The sequence below is a fragment of the Caulobacter sp. GW821-FHT12A07 genome (genome assembly GCF_058807655.1).
On sequence record NZ_JBXAQX010000004.1, the window covers coordinates 148412 to 167057 of the forward strand.

General features: G+C 69.1%; 12 protein-coding genes and 1 tRNA gene. 8 read left to right on the forward strand and 5 right to left on the reverse strand.

All coding sequences use genetic code 11. From position 1 onward, the window contains the following. Positions 1 to 35: 35 nt before the first annotated feature. Positions 36 to 112, forward strand: a tRNA-Pro gene (locus AC1RRS_RS10220). A gap of 166 nt (positions 113 to 278) precedes the next feature. After that, complete coding sequence (sppA, locus tag AC1RRS_RS10225; RefSeq protein WP_492855064.1) at positions 279 to 2060, forward strand: signal peptide peptidase SppA; 1782 nt, start codon at positions 279 to 281, stop codon at positions 2058 to 2060. 1090 nt (positions 2061 to 3150) lie between these two features. Here sppA and AC1RRS_RS10230 read toward each other — a convergent pair. Then, entirely contained in the window at positions 3151 to 5973 is a 2823-nt protein-coding gene (locus AC1RRS_RS10230; protein WP_492855066.1) for a TonB-dependent receptor plug domain-containing protein, read from the reverse strand. A 469-nt stretch (positions 5974 to 6442) separates the two neighbouring features. On the opposite strand from AC1RRS_RS10230, the gene AC1RRS_RS10235 reads away from it, so the two are divergent. Both AC1RRS_RS10235 and AC1RRS_RS10240 read left to right on the forward strand, forming a co-directional pair. After that, the gene (locus tag AC1RRS_RS10235) at positions 6443 to 6970 is read left to right on the forward strand and encodes a hypothetical protein (RefSeq protein WP_492855067.1); all 528 of its coding nucleotides are present in this window, start codon (positions 6443 to 6445) and stop codon (positions 6968 to 6970) included. Between the two features lie 98 nt (positions 6971 to 7068). Continuing rightward, complete coding sequence (locus AC1RRS_RS10240) at positions 7069 to 7479, forward strand: TIGR01244 family sulfur transferase (protein WP_492855068.1); 411 nt, start codon at positions 7069 to 7071, stop codon at positions 7477 to 7479. Between the two features lie 8 nt (positions 7480 to 7487). Here the strand turns inward: AC1RRS_RS10240 and AC1RRS_RS10245 are convergent, their stop codons facing one another. Beyond that, positions 7488 to 7640 carry a hypothetical protein gene (locus AC1RRS_RS10245; protein WP_110121857.1) on the reverse strand — a complete coding sequence of 51 codons (153 nt, stop codon included), beginning with the start codon at positions 7638 to 7640 and terminating at the stop codon, positions 7488 to 7490. A 66-nt stretch (positions 7641 to 7706) separates the two neighbouring features. Here AC1RRS_RS10245 and AC1RRS_RS10250 point away from each other — a divergent pair, with 66 nt between their 5' ends. Continuing rightward, positions 7707 to 8606 (forward strand): MBL fold metallo-hydrolase, encoded by a 900-nt coding sequence (locus AC1RRS_RS10250; RefSeq protein WP_492855069.1) that lies wholly within the window; start codon positions 7707 to 7709, stop codon positions 8604 to 8606. Between the two features lie 185 nt (positions 8607 to 8791). Here the strand turns inward: AC1RRS_RS10250 and AC1RRS_RS10255 are convergent, their stop codons facing one another. Beyond that, positions 8792 to 10843, reverse strand: a complete 2052-nt coding sequence (locus tag AC1RRS_RS10255; protein WP_492855070.1) for a TonB-dependent siderophore receptor — start codon at positions 10841 to 10843, stop codon at positions 8792 to 8794. Positions 10844 to 10894: 51 nt separating this feature from the next. On the opposite strand from AC1RRS_RS10255, the gene AC1RRS_RS10260 reads away from it, so the two are divergent. From AC1RRS_RS10260 to AC1RRS_RS10270, 3 genes are all read left to right on the forward strand, one after another. Further along, on the forward strand, positions 10895 to 12067 hold the full coding sequence (locus tag AC1RRS_RS10260; RefSeq protein WP_492855071.1) for an acetyltransferase domain-containing protein: 1173 nt from the start codon (positions 10895 to 10897) through the stop codon (positions 12065 to 12067). Between the two features lie 231 nt (positions 12068 to 12298). Next, the gene (locus AC1RRS_RS10265) at positions 12299 to 13495 is read left to right on the forward strand and encodes a GAF domain-containing sensor histidine kinase (RefSeq protein ID WP_492855072.1); all 1197 of its coding nucleotides are present in this window, start codon (positions 12299 to 12301) and stop codon (positions 13493 to 13495) included. Between the two features lie 14 nt (positions 13496 to 13509). Further along, on the forward strand, positions 13510 to 13974 hold the full coding sequence (locus tag AC1RRS_RS10270; RefSeq protein ID WP_492855073.1) for a GNAT family N-acetyltransferase: 465 nt from the start codon (positions 13510 to 13512) through the stop codon (positions 13972 to 13974). A gap of 36 nt (positions 13975 to 14010) precedes the next feature. Here the strand turns inward: AC1RRS_RS10270 and AC1RRS_RS10275 are convergent, their stop codons facing one another. Both AC1RRS_RS10275 and AC1RRS_RS10280 read right to left on the reverse strand, forming a co-directional pair. Then, entirely contained in the window at positions 14011 to 15501 is a 1491-nt protein-coding gene (locus AC1RRS_RS10275; RefSeq protein ID WP_492855074.1) for an FAD-dependent oxidoreductase, read from the reverse strand. 183 nt (positions 15502 to 15684) lie between these two features. Beyond that, entirely contained in the window at positions 15685 to 18558 is a 2874-nt protein-coding gene (locus AC1RRS_RS10280; protein WP_492855075.1) for a long-chain-fatty-acid--CoA ligase, read from the reverse strand. Positions 18559 to 18646: the final 88 nt, after the last annotated feature.

Consider the following 18646-nt stretch of genomic DNA (forward strand, 5'->3'; position numbering starts at 1 on the left):
GAGCGCGGCCACGCGGCCAGCCCGGCAGGGAAAGTCGGAGTGTGGCTCAGTCTGGTAGAGCACTGCGTTCGGGACGCAGGGGTCGCAGGTTCAAATCCTGCCACTCCGACCATCTTCTCTCCCGAGAAAATCCCCCCATTTGAATGAAGTCGTCGCAAGACGACGCAGGTTGCGCGCTGTTCATTTGACCGCGTCGCGACAGTCGTTAGCTTGTGCTCGCGCGCGATGGTCGCCGTCGCGCTCTGGATTTCGCCCCTGGATTTCTCGACGGGAACCCGATGAAGCAATTTCTCATGACCGTGGCCGGCGTCTTCGTCGGACTGGTGCTCTTTCTCGTCGGCGTCCCCTTTATCCTGATCGTCCTGGCGGCCGGCGCCGCCCGCCCCGCTCCCGTCCCGTCCCAGTCGGTGGTGCAGCTGGACCTGCGCGGCGGCCTGTCCGACCAGGACTCGCAGAACCCGTTCGCGGCCTTCGGCGGCGGCGGCGGCCGGTCGGTGATGAACGTCATCGAAGTGCTGCGCCGTGCCGAGACCGACGACAAGGTCAAGGGCGTGCTGGTGCGCCTGCCCGAGGGCGGCATCGCCCCGGCCTCGGCCGACGAACTGGCCCAGGCCTTCAAGCACTTCCGCAGCGTCGGCAAGAAGCCGATCTTCGCCCACAGCCAGGGCCTCTATCCCTCGGGCATGTCGACCTCGACCTATCGCCTGGGCGCGGCGGCCAGCGAGTTCTGGATGCAGCCCGACAGCTCGCTGCAGGCCGTGGGCCTGTCCAGCGAGACGATGTTCTACAAGCGCCTGTTCGACAAATACGGCGTCAAGGCCGACTTCCAGCAGCGCTATGAATACAAGAACGCGGTCAATCCCTACCTGCACGACGACTTCACGCCGGCGCACCGGGAAGCCACCCTGTCGTGGATGGGCTCGGTCTATTCCAGCGCCCTCACCGCCGCCGCCCAGGACCGCAAGCTGGACCCGGCGCGCCTGATCAAGGCGATCCAGGCCGGCCCCTACAGCGCCCAGCAGGCGCAAGGGTTGGGCCTGATCGACAAGGTCGGCCAGGTCAAGGAAGCCCAGGACGCGATGCTGACCCGCGCCGGCAAGGGCGGCAAGCTGATCGAGTTCGACGACTACGCCTCGCGCTCCAAGAAGGACGCGACCAAGACCGGCCCGGCCATCGCCGTGATCGGCGCCGAGGGCCCGATCGTCACCGGCTCGACCGCCCAGTCCTCGCCGTTCGGCGGCGACAGCACGATCTATTCGGACGAGGCCTCCAAGGCGATCTACGACGCCATCGACGACAAGGACGTCAAGGCGATCGTCTTCCGCGTCTCCTCGCCCGGCGGCTCGGACACGGCTTCGGAGCAGATCCTGGCGGCCGTCAGGGCCGCCAAGGCGGCCGGAAAGCCCGTGGTGGTCAGCATGGGCACCTACGCGGCCTCGGGCGGCTACTGGATCAGCAGCCAGGCCTCGTCGATCGTCGCCCAGCCCTCGACCCTGACGGGCTCGATCGGGGTGTTCGGCGGCAAGTTCGCCCTGGGCGAGGCCCTGTCGCGCTTCGGCGTCGACACCCGCCAGGTGACGGTGGGCGGCGACTACGCCGGCGCCTTCGGCACCAGCGAGGGCTTCACGGCCGACCAGAAGGCCCGCTTCTCGGCCTGGATGGACCATATCTACGACGGCTTCATCGCCCGCGTCGCCGAGGGCCGCAAGCTGCCCCAGGAGCGCGTGCGCGAGATCGCCAAGGGCCGCGTCTGGACCGGCGCCCAAGCCAAGGAACTGGGCCTGGTGGACGAGCTGGGCGGCTTCTACGACGCCGTCGAGAAGGCCAAGAGCCTGGCCGGCCTGAAGGGCGAGGTGCGCCTCAAGAAGGTGGGCGGTCCCAAGTCGCCGTTCGACGCCCTGGAACGCGCCCTGGGCGTCAGCTCGGCCTCGATGCGAACGGTGGCCGCCGCGGCCTGGATCCTGGGCGACCCGCGCTCCCAGGCGATCCTGGACGAGATGGCCAAGACCCGCCTGCGAGCCGAGGGCGCCAGCGTGCTGGCCGATACGCCGGTGCATTGATCCCTTCCGGGTTTTTCTGAACTGACGAAGGCCGCTCCGAAAGGGGCGGCCTTTTTCTTTGAAGCGGCCGCCTGACGGCGGCCCCCTCCGGCCCTCCGGGCCACCTCCCCCAGAGGGGGAGGATCTATCGCTCCAGATGCTCCCCCTCTGGGGGAGCTGTCGCGGAGCGACTGAGGGGGTTTTGGGCACGGCTTCTCGGCCTCCCGTGGCGATCCACGAAAGTTGGTGGGGAGGCGCGGAGCGGCCGGGCGGAGCCCGGAGACCGTGATGTTGTTTAGCGTTTCGGCTTCGTCTGACCGCTCCGCCGCACCGTAGGCTCGAAGGACCGGGGGCGCGGGTGCTTTTTCAACCCTGGACCCGGTTGTCCCTCGGACGGGCAGGACCAATAGCCCCGCGGTGATCCGGCGGCGCCTCGGCTGATCCTGTTAGGCCGGTTTGAAACGATCCCGACCCTGTCGACCCGCAAGTCTCGTCACCGAACGGCTGGCGGCCCAATCACGCCTTCTGAGCGATCCTGCAAACCCGCCCTTCCCATGACGCTCCAAGCGGCCCCGCTCGATGCGATCCGCAGCCGCTAACTCGGGCCGGTACCAAGAGCCCTCCCCATGGCTGGGATGGGGATGATTATGGGGGTGGTTTTGGCGCGTCTGATAAGTTGGCGTGATAAAGTTGTAAGTCACTGATCTGGCTGGATTCTTTTGCGAGTTCGCCGGGGATAGAGCTGCATCTATCCCCGTCAGCCCTACTTCTCCCTTCCCCCTTGATGGGGGAAGGGCCGGGGTTGGGGGTGGTTGCGGCGGTCTGGCTTGAAAAGACCGTGCAGGCGGAACCGCAGCGTCACCCCCATCCCAACCCTTCACCCATCCGCCGACGGGAAGGGCTTTGGGGCGGCTTTCAGTTCTGAGAGACCCCTCACCCGACCTGCTACGCAGGCCATCCTCTCCCGCAAGGGGAGAGGGGCGCTAGGCCCTGTCGCCCCCTCCCCCGTTGCACGGGGGCGGACAAACAAAAACGGCGGGTCCCGGGGGACCCGCCGTTGATGTCGTCGGTCCCGGCGGTCCGAGGACCGCCGGGGTGAACGCCGGGCTGCTTAGAAGCGCAGCTTGGCGCCCACGAAGTACGAACGACCCAGGATGTCGTAGGTGTTCGGGTCGGTGTTGCCGTCCGGAGCGTTGTCGAACACCGGCGGCTTCTTGTCGCCGAGGTTGCGGACGCCGCCGAAGATCTCGACGTTGTCGTTGACGTTCCAGCGGGCGCTGACGTCGTGGTACCAGTAGGCGTCGACCGTCGTGTAGCCGCCATCCTCGAACTCGGGGATGTTGCCCTGGTTGTCCATCTCACCGATGTAGGTGCCGGTGTAGGCCAGGCGGACCGGGCCGATATCGTAACCAACGCGCAGGCTGGCCTTCCATTCCGGCAGCGAGGCCGAGATGTTGTAGGCGCCGATGGTGCCCTTGTAGTCGATGCCGTCCAGTTCGTAGCTGTCGAGGTAGGTGGTGGTCAGGTCGAACTGGAGCTTGTCGCCCCAGACGCCGCCGGCCCACGGCACGTTCCAGCCGTACGAGACGGCCACGTCGACGCCCTTGGTCTGCAGAGCCGACACGTTGCCGAGCGGCGCGCGGGCCTTCAGGTTGCCAGCCGCGTCGCGGTAGATCAGCGGCAGGTTGATGCCCGAGTCGAAGCAGGCCGACGAGGTCAGGCTGGCCGAGGCGAAGCAGGCCGCCACGATGCCCGAGACACCGCCACGGATCGTGCCGATGTAGTCGTCGATCTTGATGTCGTAGTAGTCGACGGTCAGGCTCAGGCCCGAAACGAAGCTCGGCTGCCACACCACGCCAGCGGTGATGGTTTCCGACTTTTCTTCGGCCAGGCTCGGGTTGCCGTAGAAGAACGACTCCGTCTGGGTGTTCTGGGCGACGAAGTTGCCGGCGACCGGATCATAGCCCAGCTGAGCGGTACAGAAGGCGCGGACCGAAGCGGTCAGGGTGCGCGCGGCGCCCGTGCCCGGGTTCACGGTGGTGCAGGGGTCGAGCACGGCCGGGAAGCCTTGGTCGCCCGACTGGTACAGTTCGAACACCGACGGGGCGCGGCTGGCCTTCTGGAACATGGCCCGCAGCTTGACGTCGTGGATCGGCTTGTACTCGACGCCGACCTTGTAGCTGTAGACGCTGCCGACCGACGAGTAGTCGGAGTAACGGCCGCCCAGTTCCAGGCCCAGGTAGTTGGCGCCGGTCACGTCGGCGACCAGCGGAACCACGGCTTCGACGTAGAGTTCGCCGACGCTCGAGCCGCCGCCGACGGCCTTTTCGGCGTTGAAGCCGAAGATGTCGCCCGAGTTCTTGGCGGCGTCCGGGGTGAACGACAGGGTGTCTTCACGCCATTCGGCGCCGACGGCGACCGAGAAGTCGCCGGCCGGCAGCTTGAACAGCGGGCCGGTGGCGTAGACCGAACCGACGTTGCGTTCGAACACGGTCAGGTCGGAGAAGTTCAGGCGGATGAAGTTGGCCGCGGCCGACGAGATGTTGCCGGCGCCGAACAGGTTCAGCGGGGCGCAGGTCGGGAACAGGGCCAGCGAGGCGGTCGAGCAGCTGGTGGTGCTGGCGCCGGCGCCCGAAGCGATCGCCGCGGCGACCTTCGAACGCGAGACGTCGTTCTGCACGCCAACGCGGAACTCGGTGCGGCCGAAGCTGTAGAAGGCTTCACCGGTCCAGCCCGAACCCAGGTCGGCCTTCAGGCCGAGGTTGATCTGGTAGAGATCCGAGTCGCGGGTTTCGACGCGCGGACCGACTTCGGCCATACGGCGATCGACGAAGATCGGCGCGGTCGGGTTCGGACGGGTCGCGAGGATCGTCGAGAAGGCCGGGTTCACGAAGGCGTTGTTGTACGGCACCTGGATGCCGGTGGCCGGGGTCGGCGCCAGCTGGGCCGAGTTGCGGCTGTCGGCGTAGAAGAGTTCAGCCGAGGCGGTCAGCCATTCGGTGATCTCGTAGTTGCCCAGGGCGGTGATGTTGAAGCGCTCGCCCGGCGAGAGCAGGTTGTTGACCGGCGAGAAGTTGTAGCGGTCGCCAGCCAGGGTGTTCACGAACGGACGCGGGGTGCCGTCGGTGTTGAAGGCGTAGCGACGGTTCAGCGTGCTGGTGGTCGAGCCGCCGAAGGGGTTGGTGCCGATCGCGTTGGCCGCGCCGGTCACGCCCGTGCCCGAACCGCCGGCGTTGGACACCAGGGCCCACGGACGGTCGGCGTTCGGCAGGATCTTGTCGCGGCTGTAGTAGTTGGCGTAGGCGGTGACGTTACCCTTGCCGTCCGGCGTGTTGGCGCCGATCAGGAAGTAGGTGTTGGTGGTCTTGCCGTCGCCGATTTCGCTGATGCCGTACTGGCTGCCGACTTCGACGCCTTCGAAGTCCTTCTTCAGCTGGAAGTTCACGACGCCCGACAGAGCGTCCGAACCGTACACGGCCGAGGCGCCGCCGGTGACGATTTCGACCTTGTCGATCAGCGCCGTCGGGATGTTGTTGAGGTCGACGGTGTTCGAACGCGTCGACGGGTTCATGCGGTGACCGTTGACCAGCACCAGGGTACGCGACGCCCCCACGCCACGCAGGTCGACGGTGGCCGTGCCGTCCGACGGGTTGTTCGAAGCGGCGGTCAGGCCCGGCATCACCTGCGGCAGGCGGTTCAGCACGTCTTCGGTGGTGGTCGAACCGGCGGCCTGGATGGCTTCCGACGTCACGGTCGAGATCGGGCTGTTGGCCACGTAGTCCTGGCGGGCGATGCGCGAACCGGTGACGACGACGGCTTCGATTTCGGTCGAGTCGCTTTCGGGCGCGGTTTGCGCTGACGCCACACCGGCGCTGGCGGCGGCGATCGCGAGGCCGCTGATGATGGTCGTCGTCAGCAGGCGCTTACGCGTCATCTGAATCTTCAATGGAATCCCTCCGAGAACGGGCTGGGCCTGGCGATATCGCCGGTCCGTCGCCCATGTCTTGCAATCCCAGGCTGCCCTCAGCCCGGTTGGAGGGGACGTTAGGAGCGCCCGCTCGGAGCGGTCAATTCCGATTACCGTTATGTAACGTGAAGCATCCTTTCTGTCGCAAATTGAACACACCATTGTCGCCTTAGCGGCAGATCGCCGCGCTTTCGCGCCGTATGGCGTGCTCAAGCTTGCGAGACATGGCCCCAACGAGACGTTTGGGCGGTAAATCTCTCCGCTTTGAAATACCGGTAATATCGAAATATGTTGTCGTGACACACGAAAACGCGGGGCGATGTTTCCTCGGCGGAAGCCGGATCGGCCACCTTTCGGACACATTTCCACCGCGTGTCTTCCGCGCCACGCTCGGCCGCGCCGGCCCGCGGCTCCCAACCCACGTCGGATCTTCCTCATGCGACTCATCCGCTTGCCGCTCGCGCTTCTCATCCTCGCCTCGGCGCCCGCCGCGCTCGCCGCGCCCGCGCCCGCTCAACCTGGAGCTTTGGGCGCGGTGACGGCCTGCCGGGCGATCCCCGAAGCCGCCGCGCGCCTGGCCTGCTACGACAAGGCGGCGGCCGAGCTCGCGGCCGCCGACGCCTCCGGCGAGATCGTGGTGCTGGACCGGCAGAAGGTGGAGAGCGTCAAGCGCGAGGCCTTCGGCTTCAACCTGCCCAAGCTCGACCTGTTCGGCGGCAAGGGCGACCAGGCGCCGACCAGCCTCGACCGCATTGAGGGCGTGGCCAAGCAGGCCTGGCAGAACGGGGCCGGCGGCTGGACGATCGTGCTCGAGGACGGCGCCAAGTGGGACCAGGTCGGCCGCGATCCGGTGCGCCGCGCGCCCAAGGCCGGCTCGAAGATCTCGATCCGCCGGGCCTCGATGGGCAGCTTCTTCCTGAACGTCGACGGCCAGACGGCCATCCGGGCGCGACGGATCGACTAGAGAACAGGCCAACCAGGCTACGAGAAGGACTTGCCCAAGGCGCGCGCGCCGCGCATCTGAAGGGTTCGAGACGTTCCTTCCAGAGGCTTCAAGCGCCCATGACCGACTTCCGCCGCGTCACCGACAGCCTGTCGGTCAGCCCCCAGATCACCGTCGAGGACGTGGCCCGGGCCAAGGCCGAGGGCTTCGCCCTGATCGTCAACAACCGTCCGGACGGCGAGGATCCCAGCCAGCCGACGGGCGCGGAGATCGAGGAAGCGGCCAAGGCCGCGGGTCTGGCCTATGTGCACGTGCCGGTGCGCGGCGGGCCGACCCAGGAGCAGGTGGACGCGGTGCGCGAGGCCGTCGAGGCGGCCGGCGGGCCGGTCCTGGCCTTCTGCCGCTCGGGCACCCGCTCGATCGTCACCTGGTCGATCGGCCAGGCCCTGTCGGGCGCGGCCGATCGGGAAACCTTGGTGCGGCAGGGCTATGAGGCCGGCTACGACCTCTCCGGCGTGCTGCCGCACTAGTCAGGGCCTCAGTAGCCGCCCAGCGTGGTGACGCGGGCGGCCATGGGGCTGGGTTCTGGCTCGCACGAGGCCAGCACGAACTGCGCCGCAATGAGACACAGCACGGCGAAGCACGCGCGCTGGAGCCGTTTTGAGACAAAAATCGCCGCGTCGGCCGCCATGATCCGTACTCCACAGGGTTTACGGTTCGTTAAGCGCAAAACCGGCGCCGCTCAGGATGGGTCGCGATGATCCCCTTCGTCCGAGAGATCGAGTTCGAGTACGGCCGCTGCGACCAGGTCTCGCCGTTGATCCGGCGGGTGATCGCCGACAATCCGGGGCCGTTCACCTACACCGGCACGGGGACCTACATCGTCGGCCGGGGAACCGTGGCGGTGATCGACCCGGGTCCGGACCTACCCGCGCACCTGGACGCCCTGCTGGCGGCGATCGAGGGCGAGACGGTGAGCCATATCCTGGTGACCCACCACCACGCCGACCACTCTCCCCTCGCCGGCCCCCTGGCGGCGCGGACGGGCGCGCGGATCTGGGGCCGGCCGGCGCCGGCCGTGCTGGTGGCCGAAGAGACGGGCGTGAAGCTCGACGCCGAGGACGACGGCCACTTCCGACCCGACATCGAGATCGCCGACGGCGACGCCTTCGAAGGCCCCGGCTGGACGCTGGAGGCGATCACCACGCCCGGCCACACCTCCAACCACGTCTGCTTTTCGCTGAAGGAAGAGAACGCCCTCTTCAGCGGCGACCACGTCATGGGCTGGTCGACCACGGTGATCACCCCGCCCGACGGCGACATGGGCGACTATTTCGCCAGCCTGGCCAAGATCCAGGCGCGGGGCTTCCAGACCCTGTGGCCGACCCACGGCTCGCCGGTGCGCGAGGTCGCGCCGTTCCTGCAGGCCTATGTCGACCACCGCCGGGCGCGGGAAGCGCAGGTGCTCGGCGTACTGGCGAACGGCCCGGCGCGGATCCGGGAGATGGTGCCGGTGCTCTACGCCGCCGTGGATCCGAGGCTGCATCCGGCGGCGGCCCTGTCGATGCTGGCGCACCTGATCCAGTTGGTGCGCGAGGGGCGAGTCGTGTGCGACGGCGCGCCGGGGCTGGAGAGTGAGTATCGGCTGGCGGGGTAGCGCCGTCGCTCCCCATCGTCGTCATCCCGGCCGGAGCGCGAAGCGCGCAGAGCCGGGACCCAGGGGCCGCCGCAGAGCGTCGGCAACCTCCAGAAGCGCGAACCTTTGCGCCGCGCCCAGTCCCCCTGGGTCCCGGATAAGCGCTACGCGCTTTCCGGGATGACGAGCTTTTGGGGAGCGCGGATTTACAGCCGCGCCCTCATCGTCGCCCGTAACGTCCGTGGCGCGCCGGGGAAGATCCAGACGGGGCTGTAGGAGCTCTGGGCGTAGTGCTCGTCCAGCAGGTTGTCGACCTCCAGGCGGGCGTCGAGCCTGGGGGTGATGGCGTACTCCACCGCCACCTTGGCCTTCCAGTAGGACGGCAGGATCAGGCCAGAGCCGTCCAGCGCCCCGGCCCGGTCGCCGACGTAGGATGCGCCGACCGTCAGCGACCACTTGTCGAACCGGCCGACGGCGAAGGCGCCGCCCGAATGCTCGGGCACGTTCAGCACCGCGTCGGTGGCGAAGGCCACATCGTCGGCGACCGCGTCGGTCCAGCTGTAGTTGACGACCACGCGCCAGGCCGAGGTGACCTCGAAAGAGCCGTCCAGCTCGACGCCCCGGCTGGTCAGCTTGCCGACCGGAGCCAGGAAGCTGGCGTCGATGGGGTCGTTGGCCAGGATGTTGCGCTTTTCGATGTCGAACACCGAGACCGCCACATCGACGCCAGGCCAGGCGCCGGCGAGGCCCAGCTCCCAGCCCTTGCCCTTCTCGGGCGCGAAGCCCTCGCCGGTGCGGCCCGTGCCGGAGTTGAGCAGGAACGAGCGACCGTAGCTGGCGTGGGCGGTCAGGGCGTCGGTCAGGCGGTAGCGGGCGCCGAAGCGGTAGTCGACCGGCGAGCCCTCGCCCCGGCCGACCGCGCCGGTGCGGTTGTTGCGGATGGTCTGGCGATAGCGATCGACCCGCGCGCCGGCGAAGATCCCCAGGCGGTCGGAGACCTGCCACAGGTCCTGGGCGTAGAGGGTCGCCACGCGCCGGGTCTCGCGGTTGTCGGTGAACGGCAGCAGCGACAGGGCCGTCCCGCCATAGACCGGCGCGTCGATCGAGATCGCGTAGGGCGCGGCGGCGCTGGGATTCCGGCGCAGCAGGCCCTCGTGGTAGTCGAGGGTGTAGCCCTTCACGCCGATGTTCAGGTGATGGGCGCCCACGCGGCCGTCGAGTTCGACGCGGCCCGACAGGTCCTCGACGCTGTAGTCGCGCTGGCGGCGCTGGCGCCACAGCTCGCGGCCGACCAGCCGCGACTGGTCGCTGGAGAAGCCCTTCATGTCGCCGGTGCGGTAGGCCGCGCCCGCCGTCAGCCGCCAGTCGGGCGAGAGTTCATATTCGCCGGTGACCTGATGACGCTCGTTGCGGAAGCGGGTCGTCCCGTCGCCCGGCTCGCCGAAGAAACGCGAGCGCGGGATGGCCAGGGCGTCGCCGTTCACGGCCGGCACGCCGCGATCGAAGGGCGCGTCGAAGACGGTGAACTCGCCCACATAGGTCAGGCGCAGCGCCTCGGTGGGCCGCCAGGTCAGGGAGGGAGCGATGGCGCGGCGGTGCAGGTCGACATGGTCGCGCCAGCCGTCGCTGTGCTCGTCGGCGACGACCAGACGGGCGGCGATCGTGTCTGAGAGCGGGCCAGTCAGGTCGAGCTCGGCCCGGCGCAGACCGTAGGAGCCGACGGTGGCCGCCACGCTGCCGCCCATCGTGAACTGCGGGGTCTTGGAGACGATGTTGACGCGGCCGGCCGGGTCGATGTCGCCGAACAGGGCGCCGGCCGGGCCTTTGAGGATCTCGATCCGCTCGGCCGTCGCCGGATCGCGGGGCGGCGCGAGGCCCCGGTTGGCCAGGAAGCCGTCGACATAATATTCGGCCCCGCCGTCGGGCGTGCCGAGGAAGCCGCGGATGGCGAAGTTGTCGAGGAAGCCGCCGCGATTGTTCTGCTGGCTGACGCCGCTGGTCAGCTCCAGGGCGTCGGCCAGCCGGCCCGCGCCGACCGCGTCGAGCAGGTCGCGCTCGACCGAGCGGCTGGAGGGCGAGGTGGCCTGGGTGATCTCGCCCGCGCCCAGGGTGGCGTCACGGGCCGCGCCGCGCCGGCCCAGGATGACGATCTCGCCCACGGCGTGGGGTTCGGCCTCGACGGCCTCGGTCGACGGCGAGGGCTCGGCAGCCGATAGGGCCAGCAGGCACGCGCTGACGCAACTCCACGACAGGGGCAAGATGCAACTCCATTTGTAATGTTATTACATATCAGCTATGCCGCAGACACGATGCTGTCAACCGCCCCTTCCCCCGCCCTTTCCTCCAATCGGATCGTCGCCATCGACGCCCTGCGAGGGCTGGTCATGCTGCTGATGATGGTCGACCACGTGCGGGAGTTCTTCTTCATCCACGCCCAGGTTTCCGACCCGATGGACGTGGACGCGACGCAGCCCTCGCTGTTCTTCACGCGGCTTTCCGCCCACCTGTGCGCGCCGGTGTTCGTGGCCCTGACGGGCCTGGCCGCCTGGCTCTACGGTCGCAAACAGGGCGGCGAGAATCCGCGCGCCATCGCCAGGGCGGCCAGCGGCTTCCTGTTCAAGCGCGGCCTGTTCCTGGTGTTCCTGGAACTGACCTTCGTCAGCTTCGCCTGGACCTTCGACCTGACGCCGAAGACCTATTACCTGCAGGTGATCTGGGCGATCGGCCTGTCGATGATCGCCCTGGCGGCGCTGGTGCATCTACCGCGCGCGGCGATCGCCGTCGCCGGCCTGGTCATCGTGCTGGGCCACAACCTGCTCGACCCGATCAGCATCGCGCCGGGCCAGCCCGGCCACGCGCTGTGGGCCATCCTGCACGATCGCGGCTTCATCGACCTGCCGTGGGGCGCACGGGCGCGGACCTCGTACCCGCTGCTGCCGTGGATCGGCGTGGCGGCCTTGGGCTATGCGATCGGCCCGTGGTTCGCAGCGACCTGGCGCGACCGCCGCAACCGCCTGCTGCTGACGGGTGTCGGCGCCCTCACCTTGCTTCTGCTGCTGCGCAATCTGAACGGCTATGGCGAGACGCCGTGGGTTCACGGCCCCGACGCGGTGCGCACGGCGATGAGCTGGCTGAACTTCACCAAGTATCCGCCCTCGGCCGACTTCCTGCTGCTGACCCTGGGGGTCGGGGCGCTGCTGCTGGCGGGGCTGGAGAAGGTCCCGGCCCGGCTGCTCAGCCCCCTGGCGGTGCTGGGGAGCGCGCCGCTGTTCTTCTACCTGATCCACCTCTACGGCCTGCACCTGCTGCAGCTTGCGGCGGTCGCGACCCTGGGGCCGAACCAGGGCGAGGTCTGGAGCCTGCCGGGCGTCTGGGCGATCTGGCTGACGGCGGGGGTCGTGGCGATCCCGTGCTGGTGGGCCTGCCGCTGGTTCGGACCGGTGAAGCGCGCCAGCCGGCAGCCGTGGATGAAGTATCTGTAGGGATTTCTCCCTTCCCCCTTGATGGGGGAAGGGTCGGGGATGGGGGTGATACGGCGCTGGCCGAATGAGCGCAGCGTTCCGTCCCCCACCAACGCAGTCACCCCCACCCCTGCCCCTCCCCCATCAAGGGGGAGGGGTTCTGCTTGTCCGCCCCCTCGACAGACCCTCGCCTCCTAGGCGAAATAACCTCGCGGCGTTCCTCCCGCGCCGAGGCGGTCAGCGTAAGAGTTCATGTTCACCAGCGACGAGAACGCCCGGCTGGCGGCGCTGCACGAATACGGCCTGGTCGACACCCCGCCGGAGGCCGCGTTCGACCGCATCACCGCCCTGGCGGCCGAGCTGTTCGACATGCCGATCGCCGCTATCACCCTGATCGACGCCGACCGGCAGTGGATCAAGTCGATCGTCGGGCTGGAGCCGGGCGGCACGCCGCGCGAGGACGCCTTCTGCCACTACACGATCCAGTCGGACGAGGTGACCGAGGTGCTCGATCCGGAGCACGACGAGCGCTTCCACGACAATCCCTTCGTCACCGACGACCCGAACATCCGCTTCTACGCCGGCGCGCCGCTGCGCCTGCCCAGCGGCCATCGCCTGGGGGCCCTGTGCCTGATCGACCGCAAGGCGCGCCCGCCGCTGTCGGCCGAGGAAAAACGCCGGCTGGAGGCCCTGGCCCAGATCGTCGTCACCGAGATGGACCTGCGGCTGCTGGCCGCGCGCAGCGAACTCCTGACCCGCCAGGCCCAGGCGGCGACCGAGGCCAAGAGCGAGTTCCTGGCCAACATGACTCACGAGCTGCGCACGCCGCTGACCAGCGTGATCGGCTTCAACGGCCTGCTGGCCGCCTCGCCCAACCTGCCCGACAAGGAGCGGATGCTGGCGACCAAGGCCAAGGGCGCGGGCGAGAAGCTGCTGACCATCGTCAACGACGTGCTGGACCTGGCCCGCCTGGAAGCGGGGGCGAGCGACCTCGCCGACGCGCCGATCGACATCGAGACGGTCGCGCGCTCGGCCGTCGAGCTGTTCGCCGAGCGGGCCCAGGACAAGGGCGTGACCCTGACACTGGAGATCGGGCCGGACCTGCCGACGGTGCGCGGCGACGCCGCCCGTCTGCGCCAGATCCTGGTCAACCTGCTGGGCAACGCCCTGAAGTTCACGGAAAGCGGCGAGGTCTCGCTGCGGGTGGCGACGCGCGACGGCGCCCTGGACCTCGCGGTCGGCGACACCGGCGTCGGCATCCCCGCCGACCAGTTGGACCGCATCTTCGAGCGCTTCGAGCAGGTGGCCGGCACGGCCGAGCAGTTCGGCGGCACGGGCCTGGGCCTGGCCATCTCGCGCCGCCTGGCCCGCCAGATGGGCGGCGAGATCACGGTGGAGAGCCGGCCGGGCGAGGGCTCGACGTTCACGGTGACCCTGCCGGGGGCCTGAAGGATCACGACGACATGCACATCCGCGACGCCGACCTGACCGACGAGCGCACGCAGAACCTGCTGCGGCTGCATCTGGCCGGCATGCACGCCAGCTCGCCGCCAGGGCACGTCTTCGCGCTCGACCTGTCGGGCCTGCAGGCGCCGGGCGTGGCGGTGTGGAGCGCCTGGGAGGGCGAGGCGATCCTGGGGATCGGCGCCTTGAAGCGGCTGGACGCGGCGACCGGCGAGGTGAAGTCGATGCGCACCCACCCCGACCATCTGCGCAAGGGCGTGGGCGCGGCCCTGCTCGAACGCGTGATCGACGAGGCGCGCGCCCTGGGCCTGGGCCGCCTGAGCCTGGAGACTGGCAGTGGCCCCGCGTTCGACGCGGCCCTGACCCTTTATCGCCGGCGCGGCTTCGTCGACGGCGGGGCCTTCGGCGACTACGTGGCCAGCGACTTCAACCAGTTCCTGCATCTGGAGCTGCCGCGAGGCTGAAGCCCCCTCCCCCGGGCGGCGACGCAAAGGCCCCGTTCAGGCGTCTTCAAGCTCGGCGGTCCGCAGCGGACTGGCGCGTCCCAGCCGCTCGCCCAGGTGTTCGGCCAGCCGGATCGACAGGGCCACGATGCTGAGGGTCGGGTTGGAGATGCCGCCCTGCGGGAACACCGACGAGCCGGCGACATAGAGGTTGTCGAGCCCGTGGACCCGAAGGTCGGCGTCGACCGCGCCCTTGGCCGGGTCGGCCGACATCCGCGTCGTGCCGATATGGTGGCCGTTGACGATCAGCTGGCTCTTCAGGTCGTCCCACGACGGATAGTAGAACTGGCCGCCGAGCGCGCCGATCGCCTGCTGGAACAGCAGCGTCGAGGTCTCGTAGGTGTGCTGGTCGCCGGGGCCCACCTCCCAGCGGATCCTGGTCTGCGGCTGGCCGAACACCGGATCGACCGTGTCGGCCAGGGTGATCCGGCTCTCGTCGTTGGGCCGCATCTCGAAATAGTACGAGGAGGTGTAGGTGCGGAACCAGCAGCTGCCGATGCCGTACTGGCGCTGGACGTCGGCGCTGGGCGAGAACCGGCCCTGGACGGTGACGCCGTTGTCGTCGGTCCAGGTTCCGGTCGGGGTCTGGCCCTTGATCAGGCGCATCGCGGCCGGGCTGATGAAGTTTCCGCTGACGCTCAGGGCCGAGCCGCCGCTGAGCGGATGGCACTGGAAGTAGCGGCCGACCTGGTCGTTGCCGGCTTCCGACAGCAGGAGCTGGCGGGCGTTCTCGACCGCGCCGCAGGCCAGCACGTAGACGTCGGCCGTGATCGTGAACTCGGTCGCCTTGGCCGGCGGAAAGCTGGTGTCCAGCGAGGCGACCCGCAGGCCCTGCACGACGCCGCCGGCGTGCTGGATCTCCAGCAGGGTGGCGTTGACGATGATCTCGGCGATGGCCTCGGCGGCCGTGGCCCCGTCGAAGGTGCGGGTGGCGAAGTTCGTGTAGGCCCCGCCCATGAACTGGTACATCTCGGTGTCGAAGCCGGCGATGTCGGGGACCTCGGCGCTCAGCACTCCCGCCCAGTAGTCGGCGCTGAAGTCGTCGCCGTTGAGCACGCAGAGTTTCGCCGCCTGGGCGTAGTAGGGGATGAGGTCTTCATAGGTGATCGGCCAGCCCGGAAAGCCCGGCCGGGCCTCGAAGGTGATCGGATCCAGCGGCCGGGTCTGGCCGCCCCAGTGGGTGGAGGTGCCGCCATAGACGCGCTCGCGCTCCCAGCCCCGGGCCGACTGCCCCGCATAGGGCTGGATGAGGAAGTCCGGCTCGTTGGTCGTGAACAGCCCCTCGGCCTGGCCGGCGTAGAGCAGGTTCTTCTCGGCCCAGCTTTCCTGGTAGTAGCGCGGGTTGCGGCCGCCCTCGATCAGCACGACCTTGTAGCCGGCCTTCTGCAGCAGCAGGGCCGCCGTGATCCCCGCCGGCCCCGAGCCGACGATGCATACCTGGGTGGCGATGACGCCGCCGTCGCCGATGTCCCTGCCGTCCAAGATCATGGGAGCCTCCCGATCGCTCCCAGGCAGAATGCGCCAAATTGCGCCCATTGGTTGTACAAATAGTCACAAGCCCTCCCCCTTGATGGGGGAGGGTTGGGTGGGGGTGACCTACGGCGTTTGCAGCTGAACCGCCGCGTCACCCCCATCCCCGGCCCTTCCCCATCGAGGGGGAAGGGAGAGCGGTCAGCCCTTGATCGCCTTCAGCACGCCGGTCACGCGGCCGCAGTTGCGGCCGAGGTCGCCGCCGGCGTCGCGGGCGAGGGAGCGGACGTCGACGCGGGCCCCGGCGCTGTCGGGGCGGACGCGGACGACGAGGTCGTCCTTCATGCCGTACCAGAAGCTGGCGCCGGCGGCCTCGATGCGGCCGTCGTTGGGATCGTCGGTGACCAGCTTGAGGCCCTTGGCCTGGACGGCGGCCTTGGCGGCCTCGTAGGCGTCGGCCGGCGTGCGGTCGAGCACCAGGGTCTTGGCGGCCGGACAGGTCTCGGCGTTGACCTCGGCGACGCGACGGCCGGCGAACAGTTCGGAGCCGACCGGCAGGCTGGGATCGTCGAGCACCGGGGCGGCGGCCTCCCCGCGCGCGGCCAGCACCGCCTCGGAGAAGCCCAGCGGGGCCTTCCAGTCGGTGGCGACGTCGCCGACGGGGGCGGCGCGGCCGCCGACGCCGGTGGCCAGGAACAGCACGCCGAGGGTGGCGATGGTGATGGCCAGGGCCAGCAGGGCCCGCTTCCAGTGGCGCTGGACGCCGCCGATCATCGCCACGACGACGCCTAGCGCCCCCGTGCCGAGGCTCAGCCAGGCGACCAGCGGCGCCAGATCGCGGGTCATCAGGTCGTAGGCGATCGCCTTGTCCAGCAGGCCAAAGCGCGCGCCCAGCGCCCCGACCACGATCAGCGCGGCCGGGACCAGGGCGATGACCACCGCCCCGATCAGGATCGGCGCGGCCCAGCCGCCCTTCCCGGCCGCCGGCGCCTTGGCGGTCTTCGCGGCCTTGGCCTTGCGGCCCTTGGACGACGGCTGGATCGGCATGGCCAGCGGCGCTTCTTCGGCCACGAACACCGGCGGGGCGTCGAAGGCCGTCTCGGGCGTCGGCTCCAGCGGCTTGGCCTCGGACTCGACCAGCGGCTCGTGCGGGAACACGTCTTCCGGCGCGGGCGGCTCGGCGGGTTCGGCCACAGGGGCGACGTGCGCGACCGGGATCGGCTCGGGATCGGGCAGCGAGGCGGCCAGGGCCTCGGCGCTGATCGGCTCGGCTTCGGCCTGGGCGGCCAGCACCTCGGGTTCGTGGACGGGCTCGACGGCTTCAGCGACGTCTTCCGGCGTTTCGACCGGATCGGGCGCGTAGAGCACCGGCGCGCCGGCCCCGTCGGCGGCGGCCAGGGTGGCGGTTCCGGCCGCGGCGGCGGCGATGGTCGGCAGGACGTAGTCCTTCATCCGCTGACGGATGACCTTCTTGTCGATCTTGCCGGTGGCGCCCAGCGGGATCTCGTCGACGAAGACGACGTCGTCGGGCATCCACCACTTGGCGATCTTGCCCTGCAGGAAGTCGAGGAACTCCTCCTTGGTGGCGGTCTCGCCCTCCTTCAGCTTGACCAGCAGGATCGGCCGCTCGTCCCACTTGGGGTGCGGCACGCCGATCACGGCGGCCAGGGCCGCCTTGGGATGGCCGACGGCGATGTTCTCGATCTCGATCGTGCTGATCCACTCACCGCCGGACTTCACGACGTCCTTGGCGCGGTCGGTGATCTGCATGAAGCCCATATCGTCGATGGTCGCCACGTCGCCGGTGTCGAAGAAGCCGTCGGCGTCGAGGATCTTGCCGCCGGCGCCCCGGAAGTATTCGGCGGCGATGATCGGGCCGCGGATCTTCAGGTGCCCGAAGGCCTTGCCGTCGTGCGGCAGGGCGTTCCCGTCGTCGTCGGTCAGCTTCAGCTCGACGCCCATCGGCGGGCGGCCCTGCTTGAGGCGATAGGGCATCTGCTGGTCGTAGGGCAGCTTTTCCAGCGCGTCGGTCATGGTCGACAGCGTGCCGACCGGCGAGGTCTCGGTCATGCCCCAGGCGTGGACCACCTCGACGCCGTACTTCTCGTGGAAGGCGCGGATGATGGTCTCGGGACAGGCCGCCCCGCCGATCACCACCTTCTTCAGGGTCGAGATCGTGCCGCCCGTGCTTTCCAGGTGCTGCAGCAGCATCTGCCAGACGGTGGGCACGGCGGCCGAGAAGGTGACGCCCTCGGTCTCGAGCAGCTCGTGGATCGCCGCCCCGTCCATCCGCGCGCCCGGCATGACGATCTTGGCGCCGGTGGCCGGGGCCGAGAAGGCCACGCCCCAGGCGTTGGCGTGGAACATCGGCACCACCGGCAGGATCACGTCGCGCTGCGACAGGCCCATGACGTCGGGCTGCATGGTGATGAAGGTGTGCAGGAAGTTCGAGCGGTGCGAGTACATCACCCCCTTGGGGTCGCCCGTCGTGCCCGAGGTGTAGCAGAGGCCGGCGGCCGTGCCCTCGTCGAACCCGCCCCAGACGCAGTCGGCCGACTGCTCGGCGACCAGGTCCTCGTAGCAGAGCAGACCCTTGAAGTGCGGAGCTTCGCCGGCCAGGCGGAAGTCGGCCGGCATGTGGTCGCGGTCGGTGAACACCACCACGTGCTCGACATTGGGCAGGCGGGGAATGATCCCGGCGATGATCGGCAGGAAGGTCAGGTCGGTGAAGATCACCTTGTCGCCGCCGTGGTCGGCGATCCAGGCGATCTGCTCGGGGAAGAGGCGCGGGTTGAGCGTGTGGCACACCGCGCCGATGCCCATGATCCCGTACCAGGTCTCGATATGGCGGGCGGTGTTCCAGGCCAGGGTGCCGACCCGGTCGCCAGGCGTGATGCCCAGCGACAGCAGCAGGTTCGACACCCGCTTGGCGCGGTTCTGGATCTCAGCGTAGGTCGTGCGGACGATGGGCCCTTCGACCGACCGGGTGACCACCTCGCGGCCGCCGTGCCACTGGGCGGCGTGGTCGATGATCTTGTCGAGCGTCAGAGCGCCATGCTGCATCAAACCTTGCATCGAAACCGCTCTCCCGCGTCCTTATCATTGTTTAGAAGACGCTAGCGGGCGCCGCCGCCCCACGCAACGCATGGCGCGCCCTGAGCGA

Bases quoted from the DNA above. Each gene is read 5' to 3' on its own strand.
- sppA (WP_492855064.1), top strand. From the start codon at position 279: ATGAAGCAATTTCTCATGACCGTGGCCGGCGTCTTCGTCGGACTGGTG.
- AC1RRS_RS10230 (WP_492855066.1), bottom strand. From the start codon at position 5,973: ATGACGCGTAAGCGCCTGCTGACGACGACCATCATCAGCGGCCTCGCG.
- AC1RRS_RS10235 (WP_492855067.1), top strand. From the start codon at position 6,443: ATGCGACTCATCCGCTTGCCGCTCGCGCTTCTCATCCTCGCCTCGGCG.
- AC1RRS_RS10240 (WP_492855068.1), top strand. From the start codon at position 7,069: ATGACCGACTTCCGCCGCGTCACCGACAGCCTGTCGGTCAGCCCCCAG.
- AC1RRS_RS10245 (WP_110121857.1), bottom strand. From the start codon at position 7,640: ATGGCGGCCGACGCGGCGATTTTTGTCTCAAAACGGCTCCAGCGCGCG.
- AC1RRS_RS10250 (WP_492855069.1), top strand. From the start codon at position 7,707: ATGATCCCCTTCGTCCGAGAGATCGAGTTCGAGTACGGCCGCTGCGAC.
- AC1RRS_RS10260 (WP_492855071.1), top strand. From the start codon at position 10,895: ATGCTGTCAACCGCCCCTTCCCCCGCCCTTTCCTCCAATCGGATCGTC.
- AC1RRS_RS10265 (WP_492855072.1), top strand. From the start codon at position 12,299: ATGTTCACCAGCGACGAGAACGCCCGGCTGGCGGCGCTGCACGAATAC.
- AC1RRS_RS10270 (WP_492855073.1), top strand. From the start codon at position 13,510: ATGCACATCCGCGACGCCGACCTGACCGACGAGCGCACGCAGAACCTG.
- AC1RRS_RS10275 (WP_492855074.1), bottom strand. From the start codon at position 15,501: ATGATCTTGGACGGCAGGGACATCGGCGACGGCGGCGTCATCGCCACC.
- AC1RRS_RS10280 (WP_492855075.1), bottom strand. From the start codon at position 18,558: ATGCAAGGTTTGATGCAGCATGGCGCTCTGACGCTCGACAAGATCATC.